The organism is Klebsiella sp. KPN54798 (assembly GCF_021184225.1).
Classification (GTDB): domain Bacteria; phylum Pseudomonadota; class Gammaproteobacteria; order Enterobacterales; family Enterobacteriaceae; genus Klebsiella; species Klebsiella pneumoniae.
In genome coordinates, this window is record NZ_CP089234.1 from 2,141,352 (window position 1) to 2,158,214 (window position 16,863).

The following is a 16,863-nucleotide window of genomic DNA, read 5'->3' on the forward strand; positions in this document are numbered from 1 at the left end:
GTTGCCGTACATGAATTTTTACCGCTTCTGCCAGTTGCTGGAGAAGAACCATCCGAAGGCGCCGATCATCGGCAGCGGCTGGCTAGTAGGTGATGAACCCATACGCTTTCGCCCGCATCCGGGGATGGGCTTTCCGGCTGGTGAAATCCGTGGAATGGACGATCCTGAACCGCCCCGTCCGCCGGCGGTTCGCGTGACTTTTATGGGACTCTACGGCGTGGAATCCCCGCTGCCGACCCACTATAGCGATGACATTGCGCAACGGCGGGAAGGCGTCGAGGCCACCGAGGATTTCCTCGATATCTTTAACCATCGGCTGATCGCCCAGTATTACCGTATATGGCGCAAATATTCCTACCCGGCAACCTTTCGGGCGGGCGGCACGGACAACATCTCGCAGTATCTGCTGGGCCTGGCGGGGCTGGGCATACCGGGATGTGCCGCCGTTGCCGCATCGCCGCTGTCGCGATTTCTGGCGCTGCTGCCGGTGATGATGCTGCCGGGGAGATCCGGGGAAGGCATGGAGGCGCTGGTGGCGCTCCTGGCCCCGGGGACCCGGGCGACGGTGTACCACCACGATCCCTGCCGGATCCCCTTGTCGCAGCCGTTAACGATGAGCGTCCGTCAGCCGGTTAGCCTGCAACATAGGCCAGTGATGGGAACCCACGCCACGGATGTGAACGGTCAGGTATTGCTGCAGCTGGCCACGGAAAAGCCTGATGAGGTTCGCGGCTGGCTGCCCGGCGGCGAACTGTTCAGCGACCTGATGGCGCTTCTGCACGTCTGGCTCGGATCTCATCTTGACGTGCGGCTGCAGCTTTGCGTCGCCCGCCATTTACTGCCGGATGCGCAACTTTGCTGCCAGCAGGAGCATGCCGTCCAGCTCGGCCGTACCGCTGTGCTGCGTCCTCTGGATGCGCAGAAACAGGCTGACGACAGAGTCACGATTTATCTGGGGCGCTATCAGCGCGTCCGGGAAAATATCCACCGCAGGGAGAGCGATGAAGATGGCGATTACCGCAGTTAAACCCTCCGCCAGGTTGCTGGCATTCCTCATGGTTACCGTCTTAACCGGCTGCGGACTGACGCAGACCGTGAAAGACGGTGCCGTTTCCGTGACCCAGTCCATTTTTTACCCCCAGGTGAAAACCCTGCATCTGGATCTTCGCGCCCGGGAAGGCGTGAATAACAACGCCAAAGGCGCCTCCCTGGCGACGGTGGTGCGTATTTATCAGCTGAAGGACCGGCAAGCGTTCGACAATACTGACTACCCGTCGCTGTTTGCCGGCGATGGCCAGGCGCTGCAGGCGGACCGGGTGGCGGAAAAAGATGTTCGCCTGCGTCCGGGCGAATCGGTGACCGTCGATATGCCCATGGAAACCAGCGCGCAGTTTGTGGCGGTGGCGGCCATGTTTATCGATCCAGACCTGACGCAAAACAGCTGGCGGCTGGTACTCACCCGGGACGAACTTGATCCGGCGAGGCCGCGCATTATCGAAGCCAGCCAAAATCAACTGACGCTGCACCCGTTTAAGGAGAAGTGAAAATGCCTCGTCCCTCCCTGTATGACATCCTGTACGGCAATTTCGCCGGCGGGCTTGACCTGAATACTGTCAGCGAAACGGATCAGGTCATCCTGTCGGTGCTCGATAACATGCAGCGCATCCTCAACTGTCGGGCCGGAACGCTGGCGCATCTGCCGGACTACGGCCTGCCGGATATGACCGCTGTCCTCCAGGGGATGCCAGCGTCGGCGCACCAGCTGATGAGCACGTTGTCGGCGGTGTTGCTGAAATACGAACCGCGCCTGCAGCGGATCGCGGTGGTGATGCTCGATCAGCATGCGCCCGGCGAACTGCGCTATGCCATTGATGCGGAGCTGAAGGATATTGGCCTGGTGCGTTACGGCACGGAGTTTATGCCCGAGGGCAGGGTGTTGATCCGCCACCTCAAACGTCAGCAGTACCTTGACGCCCGCTCCGCCCTCTAATCTCTCGCTGAAAGACATCATGATGACAACACACCACGACCGTCACTATAAAGCCGGTGGCGACCCGCGCACGCTGGCTGATTTTATGGCCCTGCGTGCGGAAATGAACAAGCTCAGCCACCCGGCGCGGCCGGATATTAACTGGCCGTATGCCGAGCAGCTTGCCCGCGGGCTGTTGGAGCATCACGGCGCGGACCTGCAGACTGTCGCCTGGTATACCCTGGCCCGCGCCCGGCTGGGCGGGGTGGCAGGGATCAATGAGGGGCTGACGCTGATGGAGTCGCTGCTGGTTCGTCAGGGGAAAAACCTGTGGCCACAGGCGCTCCCGGCCCGGACAGAGATCTTCCGCACCCTGAGCAAGCGGCTGCGGCAGGTGATCCGTACCCTGAATCTTACCCCAGAGGATGTTGAGTCGCTTGAGCAGGCTGAACGTTCGCTGCAAAGCTTCGACGCAGTACTCCAGCGCCTTGAGATCGCTCCTGAAAACCAGCTGAGCGACCTGCGGGCGCTACTGCACAGCACGGCAACTCGCTTCGAGAGCCTCGACCCTGCGCCAGCGCTTCCCACCGCGCCGCCGGTGGCGGTGTCTGACGCGGAACTTCCCGGCACTCTGGTCAGCGAAGAGGATGCGGCGAAGGTTGAGCCAGTGCCAGACCTAAAACGTAGACCAAAGGCTGAGCCGCTGGCTCCGCCTTCACCTGCAAAGCGGCCCGCGCCGGTGGCGGCGTCTACTCCCGCAGCCGCGCCGCGCTGGAAGCCGTTTATCGCCGGGATGGTTACCATGCTGGCGGTAACGGGTATCGCCGTCGGCGGATGGCTGGCGCTGCGTCAGTCCGACTTGCCGCCCATTTCGGTCACCCAAAATGCCGGACCGATACCGGGCCTGCCGGCGACAACGCCCCCGGGGCCGGTTGATCTGCCACAGACGCAGCGCCAGCTTGGCGAGCTTGCCCGCCTGGCGCCGGACTGGGCGGTCAGCTACGGCGACCAGCTGGTCCACCAGGCCCTGATCCGCTGGCCGGATCAGGCGCAACCGCTGGCGCAGCAGTGGCGGCAGCAGCTGAGTGCTGGCGCATTGCCCGCGGAAAACCTTACCGGCTGGTCGGAGGGCATGCAGCAACTGCAGCGGCTCGCCGACCAGCTCAATGCCCTCGACGAGCAGAAGGGGAAGTACCTGACGGTGAGCGAACTGAAAACCGCAGTATTTGCCATCACGCAGTCGTTTAACCGCGCTGTTCCGCTGGAGGAGCAGCTGCGCCAGCTGGCCGCGCTTCCCGTTGATCAACCCTGGCCAGCCGCGCGGGGAAGCCTCGCGGAGCTGCATCTGCAACAGCTGATAGTGGAGTATGCCCTGCTGAAGCGAAAACAGCCGGCGTCGCCGACCGCTGCGCTCCCCGCAACCGGTGAGCCCTCGGTGAGTGAGGCGGTGAAATAAAGTGTGCGCATGGCAACATTTTCTTTACATCAATATTGCAAGAACCGAACGCCCTTCGTAGTCTGAAAATGATTTGAATATACCGTTTGCAGTTGTATTGAAAATTTTATTTCGATCTCTGGGGGCATACTATGAAGCACTGTAAAATCATCCTGTTAGTAGGCCTTCTGGCCAGTTCCGCTTCGGCATTAGCAGAGAAGATCGGCGTCTCAATGGCCTACTTCGATCAAAACTTTCTCACTATTATCCGCCAGTCCATTGAGAAAGAAGCTCAAGCCCGCCACGTCGACGTACAGTTTGAAGACGCCCGCGGCGACACCGGACGCCAGGCCGATCAGGTGCAGAGCTTCATCGCCTCCGGCGTGGACGCGATCATCGTCGACCCGGTGGACTCCGCCAGCACCCCGCAGCTGACGAAGATGGCGCAGCAGGCCAAAATGCCGCTGGTGTATGTGAACCGGACGCCGGGGGATAAAACGTTACCGCCCGGCGTGGTGTTTGTCGGTTCGGACGAGCGGGAGTCTGGCACATTGCAGATGGAGGCGCTGGCGAAGCTGGCGAACTACAAAGGCAACGTCGCCATCATGATCGGCAATCTCACCGACGCCGGCGCGCTGCAGCGCACCAAAGATGTGGAGCAGGTGGTGGCCAAGTATCCGGCAATGAAAGTGGTGCAGAAACAGCCGGCCAACTATTCCCGCAGCGAGGGAATGGATCTGATGCAGAACTGGACGGGCAACGGAGAAGCGATTGATATTGTGGCGGCGAACAACGATGAGATGGCGATTGGCGCGGCGATGGCGCTGGAGAAAAGCCAGAAGAAGCTGCTGATCGGCGGGATCGACGCCACCCCGGACGGGCTGAAAGCCCTGGCCAGCGATAAGATTCAGGTGACGGTTTTCCAGGACGCCGTCGGTCAGGGCAAAACGGCCTTAGCGGTAGCGCTGAAGCTGATTAAAGGAGAAAAGGTCGAGTCTCATGTCTGGATCCCGTTTGAGTTAGTGACCAAAGAAAACATGCAGACCTATGTGGAAAAGAGTCATTAACGGCAAGGCGCAGGTGCGCGAACCTGGCTGATAAAACCGGGCTGATAATGTGACGCCCGGGCAACTAAATCGGAGGAAAAGGCATGGCAACGGCAAGAAGCGGCTATACGCTGCAGGTGATAAAGGCAGGGCAGCAGGGGCATGTTGAAATGAGATGGGGGCATCTCGCAGACGTTGATACGCGCGCGGCGGCGGCGGCTATCATGCAGCATATCGGGCGTTCTTCGTCCTCGCGGGGCCAGCAGGAGATCAGCCTGTCGCTGACCAATGCCGCCAGCGGTATCTCGGTGGAGCTTCATCACCCGGCCTCAGGGGAAAGCGCTACCCCGGCTTTTATTGAGGCTGAGTTAAAGAAAATTGTGCAGATCGTTGATGGCTACGAGGCGGCAGAAGATACCCATATTGTGGAGTAGCGTGTCGCCTGGGTAAAAAAAAATCCACGCCGCTGCGTGGATTTTTTTGCGCGGTGGCGGCGAAAACGCCAGCCAGTGGGATTAGACGTTGAACAGGAAGTTCATCACATCGCCATCTTTCACGATGTAGTCTTTACCTTCAGCACGCATTTTACCCGCTTCTTTCGCGCCCTGTTCGCCTTTGTAGGCAATGAAGTCTTCATAAGCGATGGTCTGCGCGCGGATAAAGCCTTTTTCGAAGTCGGTGTGGATCTTACCGGCTGCCTGCGGCGCGGTCGCTCCCACCGGGATGGTCCATGCGCGAACTTCTTTCACGCCCGCGGTGAAGTAGGTCTGCAGGTTCAGCAGAGCGTAACCGGCGCGGATCACGCGGTTCAGGCCCGGCTCTTCGAGGCCCAGCTCAGCCATGAACTCGTCACGCTCTTCATCGTCCAGCTCGGCGATGTCCGCTTCAACGGCGGCGCACACCGGCACCACCACAGACCCTTCCTGCTCGGCGATGGCGCGAACCTGATCGAGGTACGGGTTGTTCTCGAAACCGTCTTCATTGACGTTCGCGATGTACATGGTCGGCTTCAGGGTCAGGAAGCTCAGATAGCGGATGGCCTCTTTCTCTTCTTTGGTCAGATCCAGCGCACGCAGCATACCGGCGTTTTCCAGCTGCGGCAGGCATTTTTCCAGCGCGGCCAGCTCAACCTTCGCGTCTTTATCGCCGCCTTTGGCTTTTTTGGAGACGCGGTGAATCGCGCGTTCGCAGGTATCAAGGTCAGACAGCGCCAGTTCGGTATTGATAACGTCGATATCTTCCGCCGGGTTCACTTTCCCCGCGACGTGAATAATATTATCGTTTTCAAAGCAGCGAACCACATGGCCGATGGCTTCGGTTTCACGGATGTTGGTCAGAAACTGGTTGCCAAGACCTTCACCTTTGGACGCGCCTTTCACCAGGCCCGCGATATCCACGAACTCCATGGTGGTCGGCAGGATGCGCTGCGGTTTGACGATTTCAGCCAGCTTGTCCAGACGCGGATCGGGCATCGGTACGACACCGGTGTTCGGCTCAATGGTACAGAAGGGGAAGTTGGCCGCTTCAATACCCGCTTTGGTGAGCGCATTGAACAGGGTGGATTTGCCGACGTTGGGCAAACCGACGATACCGCATTTGAATCCCATGATTTAAATCACCTTAATCTTTGGATAATCAATCTGTTACAAGGAACAGATTGCAGAAAATTGAATAGCTTTGCCTATTATACACGGTGCGCGGCAAAAATGCCGCACGCCAACGGCTTATTGCGCCTTAAATGCGTGCAAACGGTTGGTCGCTTTGGTCAGCCCGTCCTTTAACCAGATTTCGGTACAGCGCGCCGCTTCGTCGACAGCGTCATCGATCAGTTTCTGCTCGCTGGCCGGTGGTTTGCCAAGCACAAAGCCGACAACCTTGTTTTTGTCGCCCGGATGGCCGATTCCGACGCGTAAACGGTGAAAGTTCGGGTTATTGCCGAGCTTACTGATGATATCCTTCAGGCCATTGTGGCCGCCATGGCCACCGCCAAGCTTAAATTTCGCCACGCCCGGCGGTAAATCCAGCTCGTCATGGGCGACCAGAATTTCATCCGGGTTGATGCGATAAAAGGTCGCCATCGCGGCCACGGCTTTACCGCTGAGGTTCATAAAGGTAGTGGGGACCAGCAGGCGGACGTCCTCGCCCGCCAGGTTGATGCGCGAGGTGTAGCCGAAGAATTTGCTCTCTTCGCGCAGCGGCGCACGATGGCGATCCGCCAGTAAATCCACATACCAGGCGCCAGCGTTGTGCCGGGTGGCGGCATATTCCGCACCGGGGTTGGCCAGGCCGACAATCAGTTTAATGGTCACGTTTTCTATCCTGCATGGGGCATTCTCTGCCGCGTAGTGTACTGTCTGCGGGCGCGCTTGACAAAATTCTGGCTATTAGACAATACCCGCATTGATGATTTACTCACTAAATCATTAGAATTTGATATGGTTCATAGACTTATTTGTAAATTTTTGTCTATTCGCTGTTCACTAATGTGATCGTGGACGCACTCCGCAGAAGAGACCTTGTCTATACTATACCTATAAGATTTGGGGACATTCCCTGGCAACCCAAAGTCCGGAGGTGACACATGAAACGCAAAAACGCTTCGTTACTCGGTAACGTACTCATGGGGTTAGGGTTGGTGGTGATGGTTGTGGGGGTAGGTTACTCCATTCTGAACCAGCTTCCGCAGCTTAACCTGCCACAATTCTTTGCGCATGGCGCAATCCTAAGCATCTTCGTTGGCGCAGTGCTCTGGCTGGCCGGTGCCCGTATTGGCGGCCACGAGCAGGTCAGCGACCGCTACTGGTGGGTGCGCCACTACGATAAACGCTGCCGTCGTAACCAGCATCGTCACAGCTAACCGTAGCATGATTTCCCGCATCGGCCGCTGAAGGCCGATGCGCTTTTCTGTGTCTCACTTTATCTCTTCCTCTTTTTCCCGCCATATTACGCCCCCATTCCGTCCTGGCCTTCGTGCTGCTATGGTTGCCAGCAAAAATGAATAGCAAGCGCGGTTTTTGCTTGACCCTGACGTTACGTCAGGCTGCAGAGTAGCGGACCTGGCCACAGAGAGGAGCAGTCATGTTAATTCAGGTGGGAGAGCTGGCGAAGCGTGCCGGACTGACGGTACGTACGCTGCATCATTATGAACAGACGGGGCTGTTAACGCCTTCGGCCAGAAGCGAGGCGGGCTATCGGCTCTATAACCTGTCCGCGGTTCAGCGCCTGCATATGATAAAGGCGCTGGCGCAGGCCGGGCTAACGCTCGCCACAATCAAGGACTATCTCGATCGGCAAACGCTGTCGCTGCCCGAGCTGCTGACGCAGCAGATAGATATGCTCAACGCCCAGCTACGCGATGTTGGCAGGCTGCGCGACCGACTATTGGTGCTGCGCGAGGCGCTGGCGAGCGGCAATGAACCCGATCTGGAGTCCTGGCTACAGACGCTGGAGTTAATGAAAATGTACGATCGTTGGTTTAGTCAACAGGAGTTAGCCGCGCTGCCGTTTGCGGCACAGGATGAACAGCGGGCGCAGGCGTGGCGCGAGCTAACGGAGGAGGTGCAGACGCTGATGGCGAGCGGCTGCCCGACGGACAGTCCGCAGGCGATGCGTCTGGCGACGCGCTGGATGGAGCGCCTGGAGCAGGATACGGCCGGGCGTCCGGAGTTTCTGACCCGCCTGAACGAGATGCATGCCGCCGAGCCGCAAATGGTTGAACAGACCGGCGTCACGCCGGCAATCATCGCCTATATCACCGAGGCCTTTGCCGAAAGCAAACTGGCCATCTGGGCGCGGTACCTTGACGAAGAAGAGATGGCGTTCACCCGCCAGCACTATTTTGACCGGCTACAGGAGTGGCCTGCGCTGGTGGCGAAGCTGCATCAGGCGTGCCGGGAGGGCGTAGCGCCGGACTCGGCGTCGGGTCAGGCGCTGGCCCGGGCGTGGCTTGAACTGTTTCAGTCCTACGCCGGTACCCGGCCGCAGACGTTGCAGAAGTTTCGTCGGGCAATGGAGCAGGAGCCGCATTTGATGAAGGGCACCTGGATGACGCCGGCGGTGCTGAGCTGGCTGCAGCAGGCGACCGGATCCTTGATGCAGCAGGCGCAGGGACCTGCCGCCGGGTGATCACAGGTCAGCCAGCGCGGCCTGACGATCGGGGTAGAAGCTCAGGCGTCCGGGCAGCGGCTTGACGCCGGCGCGCGCTAGCGTGCGTAGCGGCTGAAACTCGAGGTTAGATACGCGCAATTCACAGCCTTCCGGCAGCTTGTTCACAAAGCGCTGGAAGGCATCCAGGCCACCGGCGTCGAGAACCGGCACCGCGTCCCATTTCAGCACCACGATGCGCTTGCCAGCGATCCGGGTCTCCAGATCGTTGAACAAGCCTTCGGCGGCGGCAAAGAACAGCGGCCCTATTACCCGCAGCACCAGCACATCGTCTGGCACCTCGACGTTGACCGGCGCCAGATGAGTCATGCGTGCGATACGGCGCATAAACAACAGCGAAGCCAGCACGATCCCGACGCTGATAGCGATCACCATGTCAAACAGCACCGTTAGCGACATGCACATTAGCATCACCACGATGTCGTCCTTCGGCGCGTGGCGCAGCAGATTGATGACTTTATGCGCCTCGCTCATATTCCATGCCACCATCAGCAGCAGGGCGGCCATCGCCGACAGCGGCAGCCAGGAGAGCAGTGGGGCGAGGATCAGCAGCGCCAGGATCACCAGCAGGGCGTGGATCACGGCGGCAACCGGCGATGTGGCGCCGGCGCGGACGTTCGCCGCCGAGCGGGCAATCGCCGCGGTGGCAGTGATCCCGCCGAAGAACGGCGCGACAATGTTGCCCAGCCCCTGGCCAATCAGCTCGCTATTGGCTTTGTGCTTGGTGCCGGTCATGCCATCAAGCACCACCGCGCACAGCAGAGATTCAATGGCGCCGAGCATCGCCATTGAGAAGGCGGCAGGCAGCAGAGCCTGCAGCGAGGCCCAGCTCAGGGTAAAGTTTGAGCCCGGCATATCCCAGGGCAATACCAGCTGCGGCAGCAGCTGCGGAATGCCATTGCCCTGAGTGCCGTCCGCCAGCTGATAATGGAACTGCGAGCCGATCGTCGCGACATCGCCGCCGAGCAAGTTGACCACCAGCATGACCGCGCAGCCGCCCAGCAGCGCCGGGAGGTGGCCCGGCAGGCGGATACCCAGCCGCGGCCAGAGGATCAGAATGCCAAGAGTAACGACGCCGATGGCGGCATCGCCAACGTTAATGGTCGGTAGGGCCATCGCCAGCGCCGCCACTTTCTGCAGATAATGCTCCGGCACATGGGGCATCTGCAGGCCGAGGAAATCTTTAATCTGCATGGTGCCGATGGTGATACCGATCCCCGAGGTGAAGCCGAGGGTGACTGACAGAGGGATATATTCGATCAGGCGGCCAAAGCGCGCCAGGCCAAAGAGGATTAAAAAGATCCCCGACATCAGGGTTGCCACCAGCAGTCCCGCCAGACCAAACTGCTGGGAAACCGGATAGAGGATCACCACAAAGGCGGCGGTCGGACCGGAAACGCTAAAGCGTGACCCGCCGGTCAAGGCGATCACAATCCCTGCCACCGCTGAGGTATAGAGGCCGTACTGCGGCGGCACGCCGCTGCCAATCGCCAGCGCCATCGCCAGCGGAATCGCAATGATCCCGACGGTGATCCCGGCGATCAGGTCACGCGTGAAGCGGGCGGTGGTGTACTTTTCTTTCCAACAAGCGTCGATGAGGGCGCGGAAAGGCATCACATGTGAGGAAAATAATCTGTTCACAATAATGTTTCATCCATGAGCGCATCATCTGTCAACTAAATGGCAGGTGAAGGAGGCATTGATCATACAAATAAGGTGCGGAGACAAAAAAACCCGCCGCAGCGGGTTTTTGTGCTGGGCTCGATTAATGTTCGAACATAGCAGAGATAGATTCTTCATTGCTGATACGGCGAATAGCTTCAGCCAGCATACCGGAGAGCGTCAGAGTACGCACTTTATCCAGCGCTTTAATTTCTGGTGCCAGCGGAATGGTATCGCAGACGACAAATTCATCAATGACAGAGTTTTTGATGTTCTGGATAGCGTTGCCGGAGAAGATTGGGTGCGTCGCGTAAGCGAATACGCGTTTCGCGCCACGCTCTTTCAGCGCTTCTGCCGCTTTACACAGGGTGCCGCCGGTGTCGATCATATCGTCGACCATCACGCAGTCACGACCGGCAACGTCGCCGATGATGTGCATCACCTGGGAGACGTTGGCGCGAGGACGGCGCTTGTCGATGATAGCCATATCGGTATCATTCAGCAGTTTAGCGATAGCGCGGGCACGCACGACGCCGCCGATGTCCGGAGAAACCACAATCGGGTTGTCCAGGTTCAGCTGCAGCATATCTTCCAGCAGGATTGGGCTGCCGAACACGTTATCGACTGGCACATCGAAGAAGCCCTGGATCTGTTCTGCGTGCAGGTCAACGGTCAGCACGCGGTCAACGCCGACGCTGGACAGAAAATCCGCCACCACTTTTGCGGTGATTGGCACACGAGCAGAACGAACACGACGGTCCTGACGAGCATAACCGAAGTAAGGGATAACGGCGGTGATACGACCTGCCGAAGCACGACGCAGAGCATCAACCATAACAACCAGTTCCATCAGGTTGTCATTGGTGGGAGCACAAGTGGACTGGATGATGAAAATATCACCACCGCGTACGTTTTCATTGATTTGTACGCTGACTTCGCCGTCGCTAAAACGACCTACAGCGGCGTCGCCAAGAGAAGTGTACAGGCGGTTGGCAATACGTTGTGCTAGTTCCGGGGTGGCGTTACCAGCAAAAAGCTTCATATCAGGCACGAGAAGAACCTCAGGCATGCGTCCAGTGGTGGATGAATGGGCCAATAATGTGCGGGATGGCGCCATTCGATCCAGTCGGTGTATTTAAAGAGCACGATGCAACGTCTGGAACAGGGTGACGTTGTCACCGTAACTCAATTTCCCCGGCTGACTCATTATCAATGTGCCATCACGGCGCAGGATTCAGAGCAGGGCCTGCTTGAGCGGCGAAAGGTTAACTCCGCGCGCCACAAAGCCATTTAGCCATGCCGGGGCAGTGTCCAGCACCTGACGGGCAGCGGATTCGGTGTTAAATTCAGCAAACACACAGGCCCCTGTGCCGGTCAGGCGTGACGGCGCATATTCTAACAGCCAGGAAAGCGCGGCATCAACCTCGCGAAAACGTTTTCTTGCGATAAGCTCGCAATCGTTGCTGAATTCACAATTTAATAACGTATTAATTGACCGGCGCGGGGTATTTCGTGGTAGCTCCGGATCGCGAAAAATGATCGGCGTCGGAATACTGACCCCGGGTGGGCCACCAGGTACCATTTTTCCTCGGGTTCTACCGGCGTCAGTATTTCACCCACCCCTCGGCGAAGGCGGCATGGCCGCGCACGAAAACCGGCACATCGGCCCCCAGCTGAAGGCCAAGAGTCGCCAGCTCATCTTCCGAGAGACCGCAGCCCCACAGATGGTTGAGCGCCACCAGCACGGTGGCGGCATTGGAGGAGCCACCGCCCAGGCCGCCGCCCATCGGCAGGCGCTTATCGATACTGATATCGGCGCCGCTGCCCGCCGGCAGGCGATCGCTTTCGCTGGCGGCATGCATCAGCAGACGCGCGGCGCGAACGATCAGATTCTCCTCGTCCGGCACGCCGGCCACCGGCGTCAGCAGACGCAGTTGGCCGTCACTACGCGGTTCGATGGTCAACGTATCGCCGTAATCGAGAAACTGAAACAGCGTTTGCAGGGTATGGTAACCATCGGCCCGCTGGCCGGTGATATATAAAAACAGATTCAGTTTTGCAGGAGAGGGCCAGCGGGTCATCATTTCACGATCCAGTTATCCATCTTCAGCTTGATGCGCTGAGCGCCATTGTTCAGCTCGACATTGGACGGTAGGGCTGGCTGGGTATCGCTGGTGTAGCCGCCGTAGGTCACGTGCCAGGTTTTGCCGTTTTGCGTATAGTTCAGTTCACGCAGACGGTACCGATCGTCCAGCGAATAGTCGGTGGCGTCGCCCGGCAGGCCGATGATCCACTGGCGCAGGCTGTTCAACGGGATCGGCATCCCGGTCAGACGGCCAATCATCTCTTCGGCATCAGTGGCGGTATAGGTCTGGCCTTTGTTATCGATCAGCTGCACGCTGCCCGGCTGCGCGGTCAGCGACAGCTCGGTGCTGCCCAGCGGGTTGGTAAGCAGCAGGCGATAGCGGTCCTGGCCGGTTTGCTGCCAGAAGAAGCGGGCATAGACTTTTTGCTCATCGGAAAGATAGGCAAACGCCCCGCGGGTCTGGAACTGATTGAGGCTGCGGACAGCCTGCTGGTGCTGACGCCACTGCGGCGAATCCGGGCTTTTGCCAGGCCCTTGCGGCGTATGAAGAGAACAGGCGGTGAGGACGAGGCTGGCCAGCGGCAGCAGGCGGAACAGTCGATTCATAATGATGACAAATCCTTGATGTCTACAGGGAAAAACGGCGGCAGGGAACAGCGGGCCGATTTGTGTAGCAGGTTACATTTATAACCCTTAATGCTAGCGTCGCCGGGCGATAGCGTCTACGTTCAAGTTGTCTGAAATCAAAAAATTAACCTTAATGGCGGTCTTGCTTTAACTATTACTCCAAAAGGGGAGCCTCTCTTTTATTGATTACGCGCATCCTGTATGATGCACTCAGACTAACCTTAGCAACGCTGGTACTACTCCCTCACAATGACCCTTTTAGCTCTTGGCATCAATCACAAAACAGCTCCGGTCGCCCTGCGAGAACGCGTCACGTTTTCGCCGGAAACGCTCGATAAGGCGCTGGAGAGCTTGCTGGCTCAGCCGATGGTGCAGGGTGGGGTGGTGCTGTCGACCTGCAACCGCACGGAACTCTATCTCAGCGTCGAAGAGCAGGATAACCTGCAGGAAGCGCTGATCCGCTGGCTGTGCAACTACCACGGCCTCAACGAAGAAGACCTGCGAAAAAGCCTTTACTGGCATCAGGATAATGACGCCGTCAGCCATCTGATGCGCGTCGCCAGCGGCCTCGATTCGCTGGTGCTGGGCGAGCCGCAGATCCTCGGCCAGGTGAAAAAAGCCTTCGCCGACTCCAGCCGCGGCCATCTTAACGTCAGCGAGCTGGAGCGGATGTTCCAGAAATCCTTTTCAGTGGCTAAGCGCGTGCGTACCGAAACCGATATCGGCGCCAGCGCGGTCTCTGTGGCTTTCGCCGCCTGTACCCTGGCGCGGCAAATCTTTGAATCGCTCTCCAGCGTCACCGTGTTACTGGTCGGCGCCGGTGAAACCATTGAGCTGGTAGCGCGCCATCTTCGCGAACATCACGTGCGCAAAATGGTGATCGCCAACCGCACCCGTGAACGCGCCCAGGCGCTGGCGGAGGAAGTGGGCGCCGAGGTGATAGCCCTCAGCGATATCGACGAACGGCTGAAAGAGGCCGACATCATTATCAGCTCCACCGCCAGCCCGCTGCCGATCATCGGCAAAGGCATGGTGGAGCGTGCGCTTAAGGCGCGGCGTAACCAGCCGATGCTGCTGGTGGATATCGCCGTCCCGCGCGACGTTGAACCAGAGGTCGGCAAACTGGCTAACGCCTACCTCTACAGCGTCGACGATTTGCAAAACATCATTCAGCATAACCTGGCGCAGCGTAAGGCTGCCGCGGTGCAGGCCGAATCGATCGTCGAGCAGGAAACCAGCGAATTTATGGCCTGGCTGCGCGCGCAGAGCGCCAGCGAGACCATTCGCGAATACCGTTCTCAGTCTGAGCAGGTCCGTGAGGAGCTGACGGCGAAAGCGCTGGCCGCGCTGGAGCAGGGCGGTGATGCCCAGGAAATTATGCAGGATCTGGCGCGCAAGCTCACTAACCGCCTGATCCACGCGCCAACCAAATCTCTTCAGCAGGCCGCCCGTGACGGGGACGACGAACGTCTGCATATTCTGCGCAACAGCCTCGGGCTGGAATAGCGCACCTTTCTCTTATTTTCAGGACAGGGTGAATTCACGCCTATGAAGTCTTCTATTGTTGCCAAACTGGAAGCGTTGTACGAGCGCCATGAAGAAGTGCAGGCGCTGCTCGGCGATGCCGCGACGATTGCCGATCAGGATAAATTCCGCGCGCTGTCGCGGGAGTATGCTCAACTGAGCGATGTGGCGCGCTGCTATACCGACTGGCGTCAGGTGCAGGAGGATATTGAAACCGCGCAGATGATGCTCGACGATCCGGAAATGCGCGAAATGGCGCAGGAAGAGCTGCGTGACGCCAAAGAAAAAGGCGACCAGCTGGAGCAACAACTGCAGGTTCTCCTCCTGCCGAAAGATCCTGATGACGAGCGTAACGCCTTCGTGGAAGTGCGCGCCGGGACCGGCGGCGACGAAGCAGCGCTGTTTGCCGGCGATCTATTCCGCATGTACACCCGTTACGCAGAATCGCGCCGCTGGCAGGTAGAGATCCTCAGCGCCAACGAAGGTGAGCACGGCGGCTTTAAAGAGGTGATCGCCAAGATCAGCGGTGACGGCGTCTATGGTCGGCTCAAATTTGAATCCGGCGGTCATCGCGTGCAGCGCGTGCCGGCCACCGAGTCGCAGGGGCGGATCCACACCTCCGCCTGTACGGTGGCGGTGATGCCGGAGCTGCCGGAAGCCGAAATGCCGGACATTAACCCGGCGGATCTGCGCATCGATACCTTCCGTTCCTCCGGGGCAGGCGGTCAGCACGTTAACACCACCGACTCGGCTATCCGCATTACCCACCTGCCCACCGGCATCGTGGTGGAGTGCCAGGACGAGCGTTCTCAGCATAAAAACAAAGCCAAGGCGCTGTCGGTGCTGGGCGCGCGCATCCGCGCCGCCGAAGTGGCCAAACGTCAGCAGGCGGAAGCCTCCACGCGCCGCAACCTGCTGGGCAGCGGCGACCGCAGCGACCGCAATCGCACCTATAACTTCCCGCAGGGCCGCGTGACCGACCACCGCATCAACCTGACGCTCTACCGTCTGGATGAGGCGATGGAGGGCAAACTCGACATGCTGATTGAGCCGATTGTCCAGGAACATCAGGCCGATCAGCTGGCGGCGCTGTCCGAGCAGGAATGATGACCTTTCAGGCCTGGCTGCAGCAGGCGATCGCCCGCCTGGCGGAGAGCGACAGCCCGCGACGCGACGCCGAGATCCTGCTGGGACACGTTACCGGCCGGGCGCGAACCTGGATTTTGGCCTTCGGTGAAACGACGCTCTCTGCTGACGAGGCGGCGAAGCTGGAGGCGCTCCTGGTGCGACGCCAGCGCGGGGAACCTATTGCTCATCTGGTCGGGCAGCGCGAGTTTTGGTCGCTGCCGCTGTTCGTCTCCCCGGCGACGCTGATCCCCCGCCCGGATACCGAATGTCTGGTAGAGCAGGCGCTGGCGCGTCTGCCAACCGCGCCGTGCCGTATTCTCGACCTCGGCACCGGGACCGGCGCCATTGCCCTGGCGCTGGCCAGCGAACGTCCGGACTGTGAGGTCACCGCGGTGGACGTGATGCCGGACGCCGTGGCGCTGGCGTTGCGCAATGCCGAACATCTGAGCATCGCTAATGTGACGATAAGTCAAAGCGACTGGTTTAGCGCGCTGGCCGGGCAGCGCTTCGCCACGATCGTCAGCAATCCCCCCTATATCGACGCCGCCGACCCGCATCTCGCCGAAGGCGATGTGCGCTTTGAGCCGTTGACGGCGCTGGTCGCAGGCGACCAGGGGCTGGCCGATCTGGCGCATATCATCCGCGAGGGACGGCAGTATCTGCAGCCCGGCGGTTGGATGCTGCTGGAGCATGGCTGGACTCAGGGCGAGGCGGTTCGCGCGCTGTTCCGCGAAGCGGGCTATCTGGACGTCGCGACCTGTCGCGACTATGGCGACAATGAGCGTCTGACCCTCGGACGTTTACCCGACATGGAGAATGTTGGCTGATGAACTTATTCACGGCTGTCCTCTACCTGCACATTGCCACAGTGGCGGTGTCGGTAGGATTGTTCGTTTTACGTTACTGGTGGATGTATCACCAGAGCCCGCTGCTGAACCAGCGGTGGGTGCGAATTGCGCCGCACTGCAGCGATACGCTGCTGTTTCTCAGCGGCGCGGGGTTAATGGCGATAACGCACTACCTGCCGTTCACAGAAGACGGCGCATGGCTGACTGAAAAGCTGTTTGGCGTTATCATTTACGTCGCATTAGGTTTTATCGCGTTGGGCCGTCGTCGTCCGCGCAGCCAGCAGAGCCGCTTTATCGCGTTCCTGCTGGCGCTGGTGGTGTTGTTTATCATCATTCAACTCGCCATCACAAGAATACCGATACTGGGGTAGGTC

The 16,863-nt window shown here is 59.3% G+C and carries 17 protein-coding genes and 1 pseudogene; 12 read left to right on the plus strand and 6 right to left on the minus strand.

What is annotated here, in order from left to right; all coding sequences use genetic code 11:
- The first annotated feature begins 10 nt into the window (after window positions 1-10).
- The 6 genes from tssG (at window position 11) to LPQ25_RS10245 (ending at window position 4,884) form a co-directional block, all read left to right on the plus strand.
- Window positions 11-1,027, plus strand: a complete 1,017-nt coding sequence (gene tssG / locus LPQ25_RS10220) for a type VI secretion system baseplate subunit TssG (protein ID WP_074424896.1) — start codon at window positions 11-13, stop codon at window positions 1,025-1,027.
- Entirely contained in the window at window positions 1,008-1,544 is a 537-nt protein-coding gene (gene tssJ, locus LPQ25_RS10225) for a type VI secretion system lipoprotein TssJ (RefSeq protein WP_004175532.1), read from the plus strand. Before tssG ends, tssJ begins: the two co-directional genes overlap by 20 nt.
- 2 nt (window positions 1,545-1,546) lie before the next feature.
- Window positions 1,547-1,990, plus strand: a complete 444-nt coding sequence (gene tssE / locus LPQ25_RS10230; protein WP_004175538.1) for a type VI secretion system baseplate subunit TssE — start codon at window positions 1,547-1,549, stop codon at window positions 1,988-1,990.
- Window positions 1,991-2,009: 19 nt separating this feature from the next.
- Window positions 2,010-3,425 carry a VasL domain-containing protein gene (locus LPQ25_RS10235; protein WP_004200294.1) on the plus strand — a complete coding sequence of 472 codons (1,416 nt, stop codon included), beginning with the start codon at window positions 2,010-2,012 and terminating at the stop codon, window positions 3,423-3,425.
- Between the two features lie 131 nt (window positions 3,426-3,556).
- Window positions 3,557-4,471 carry a sugar ABC transporter substrate-binding protein gene (locus LPQ25_RS10240; protein ID WP_002910453.1) on the plus strand — a complete coding sequence of 305 codons (915 nt, stop codon included), beginning with the start codon at window positions 3,557-3,559 and terminating at the stop codon, window positions 4,469-4,471.
- 83 nt (window positions 4,472-4,554) lie between these two features.
- A complete protein-coding gene (locus LPQ25_RS10245; RefSeq protein ID WP_004145442.1) occupies window positions 4,555-4,884 on the plus strand; it encodes a DUF1869 domain-containing protein in 330 nt (109 codons plus the stop codon).
- Window positions 4,885-4,965: 81 nt separating this feature from the next.
- On the opposite strand, the gene ychF is transcribed toward LPQ25_RS10245, so the two are convergent.
- Both ychF and pth read right to left on the minus strand, forming a co-directional pair.
- Complete coding sequence (gene ychF / locus LPQ25_RS10250; protein ID WP_002910443.1) at window positions 4,966-6,057, minus strand: redox-regulated ATPase YchF; 1,092 nt, start codon at window positions 6,055-6,057, stop codon at window positions 4,966-4,968.
- A 117-nt stretch (window positions 6,058-6,174) separates the two neighbouring features.
- Window positions 6,175-6,759 carry an aminoacyl-tRNA hydrolase gene (gene pth / locus LPQ25_RS10255; RefSeq protein ID WP_004180389.1) on the minus strand — a complete coding sequence of 195 codons (585 nt, stop codon included), beginning with the start codon at window positions 6,757-6,759 and terminating at the stop codon, window positions 6,175-6,177.
- Between the two features lie 272 nt (window positions 6,760-7,031).
- Between pth and ychH the strand changes: the two genes are divergently transcribed.
- Together ychH and LPQ25_RS10265 are read left to right on the plus strand one after the other, a co-directional pair.
- Entirely contained in the window at window positions 7,032-7,307 is a 276-nt protein-coding gene (gene ychH, locus LPQ25_RS10260; RefSeq protein WP_002910437.1) for a stress-induced protein YchH, read from the plus strand.
- Window positions 7,308-7,528: 221 nt separating this feature from the next.
- Window positions 7,529-8,575, plus strand: coding sequence for a MerR family transcriptional regulator (locus LPQ25_RS10265; protein ID WP_014907373.1), 1,047 nt, complete (start codon window positions 7,529-7,531; stop codon window positions 8,573-8,575).
- Here LPQ25_RS10265 and dauA read toward each other — a convergent pair whose 3' ends face one another.
- From dauA to lolB, 4 genes and pseudogenes are all read right to left on the minus strand, one after another.
- Window positions 8,576-10,255: a C4-dicarboxylic acid transporter DauA gene (dauA, locus tag LPQ25_RS10270; protein ID WP_004200291.1), complete on the minus strand. Its 1,680-nt coding sequence runs from the start codon at window positions 10,253-10,255 to the stop codon at window positions 8,576-8,578. It abuts the gene before it with no gap.
- Window positions 10,256-10,379: 124 nt separating this feature from the next.
- Window positions 10,380-11,327 carry a ribose-phosphate diphosphokinase gene (gene prs / locus LPQ25_RS10275; protein WP_002910407.1) on the minus strand — a complete coding sequence of 316 codons (948 nt, stop codon included), beginning with the start codon at window positions 11,325-11,327 and terminating at the stop codon, window positions 10,380-10,382.
- Between the two features lie 183 nt (window positions 11,328-11,510).
- Window positions 11,511-12,357: pseudogene (gene ispE, locus LPQ25_RS10280) on the minus strand (4-(cytidine 5'-diphospho)-2-C-methyl-D-erythritol kinase).
- Entirely contained in the window at window positions 12,357-12,968 is a 612-nt protein-coding gene (gene lolB / locus LPQ25_RS10285) for a lipoprotein insertase outer membrane protein LolB (protein ID WP_002910405.1), read from the minus strand. The pseudogene ispE and the gene lolB overlap by 1 nt, the downstream one beginning before the upstream one ends.
- 270 nt (window positions 12,969-13,238) lie before the next feature.
- Here lolB and hemA point away from each other — a divergent pair, with 270 nt between their 5' ends.
- Genes hemA through sirB2 form a run of 4 tightly spaced genes read left to right on the plus strand, consistent with a single transcriptional unit; the run spans window position 13,239 to window position 16,860 of the window.
- Window positions 13,239-14,495, plus strand: coding sequence for a glutamyl-tRNA reductase (hemA, locus tag LPQ25_RS10290; RefSeq protein ID WP_002910404.1), 1,257 nt, complete (start codon window positions 13,239-13,241; stop codon window positions 14,493-14,495).
- 42 nt (window positions 14,496-14,537) lie between these two features.
- The gene (gene prfA / locus LPQ25_RS10295; RefSeq protein ID WP_002910403.1) at window positions 14,538-15,620 is read left to right on the plus strand and encodes a peptide chain release factor 1; all 1,083 of its coding nucleotides are present in this window, start codon (window positions 14,538-14,540) and stop codon (window positions 15,618-15,620) included.
- Entirely contained in the window at window positions 15,620-16,468 is an 849-nt protein-coding gene (gene prmC, locus LPQ25_RS10300; RefSeq protein ID WP_014907375.1) for a peptide chain release factor N(5)-glutamine methyltransferase, read from the plus strand. The genes prfA and prmC overlap by 1 nt, the downstream gene beginning before the upstream one ends.
- Complete coding sequence (gene sirB2 / locus LPQ25_RS10305; RefSeq protein WP_015874914.1) at window positions 16,468-16,860, plus strand: invasion regulator SirB2; 393 nt, start codon at window positions 16,468-16,470, stop codon at window positions 16,858-16,860. The genes prmC and sirB2 overlap by 1 nt, the downstream gene beginning before the upstream one ends.
- Window positions 16,861-16,863 lie beyond the last annotated feature (3 nt).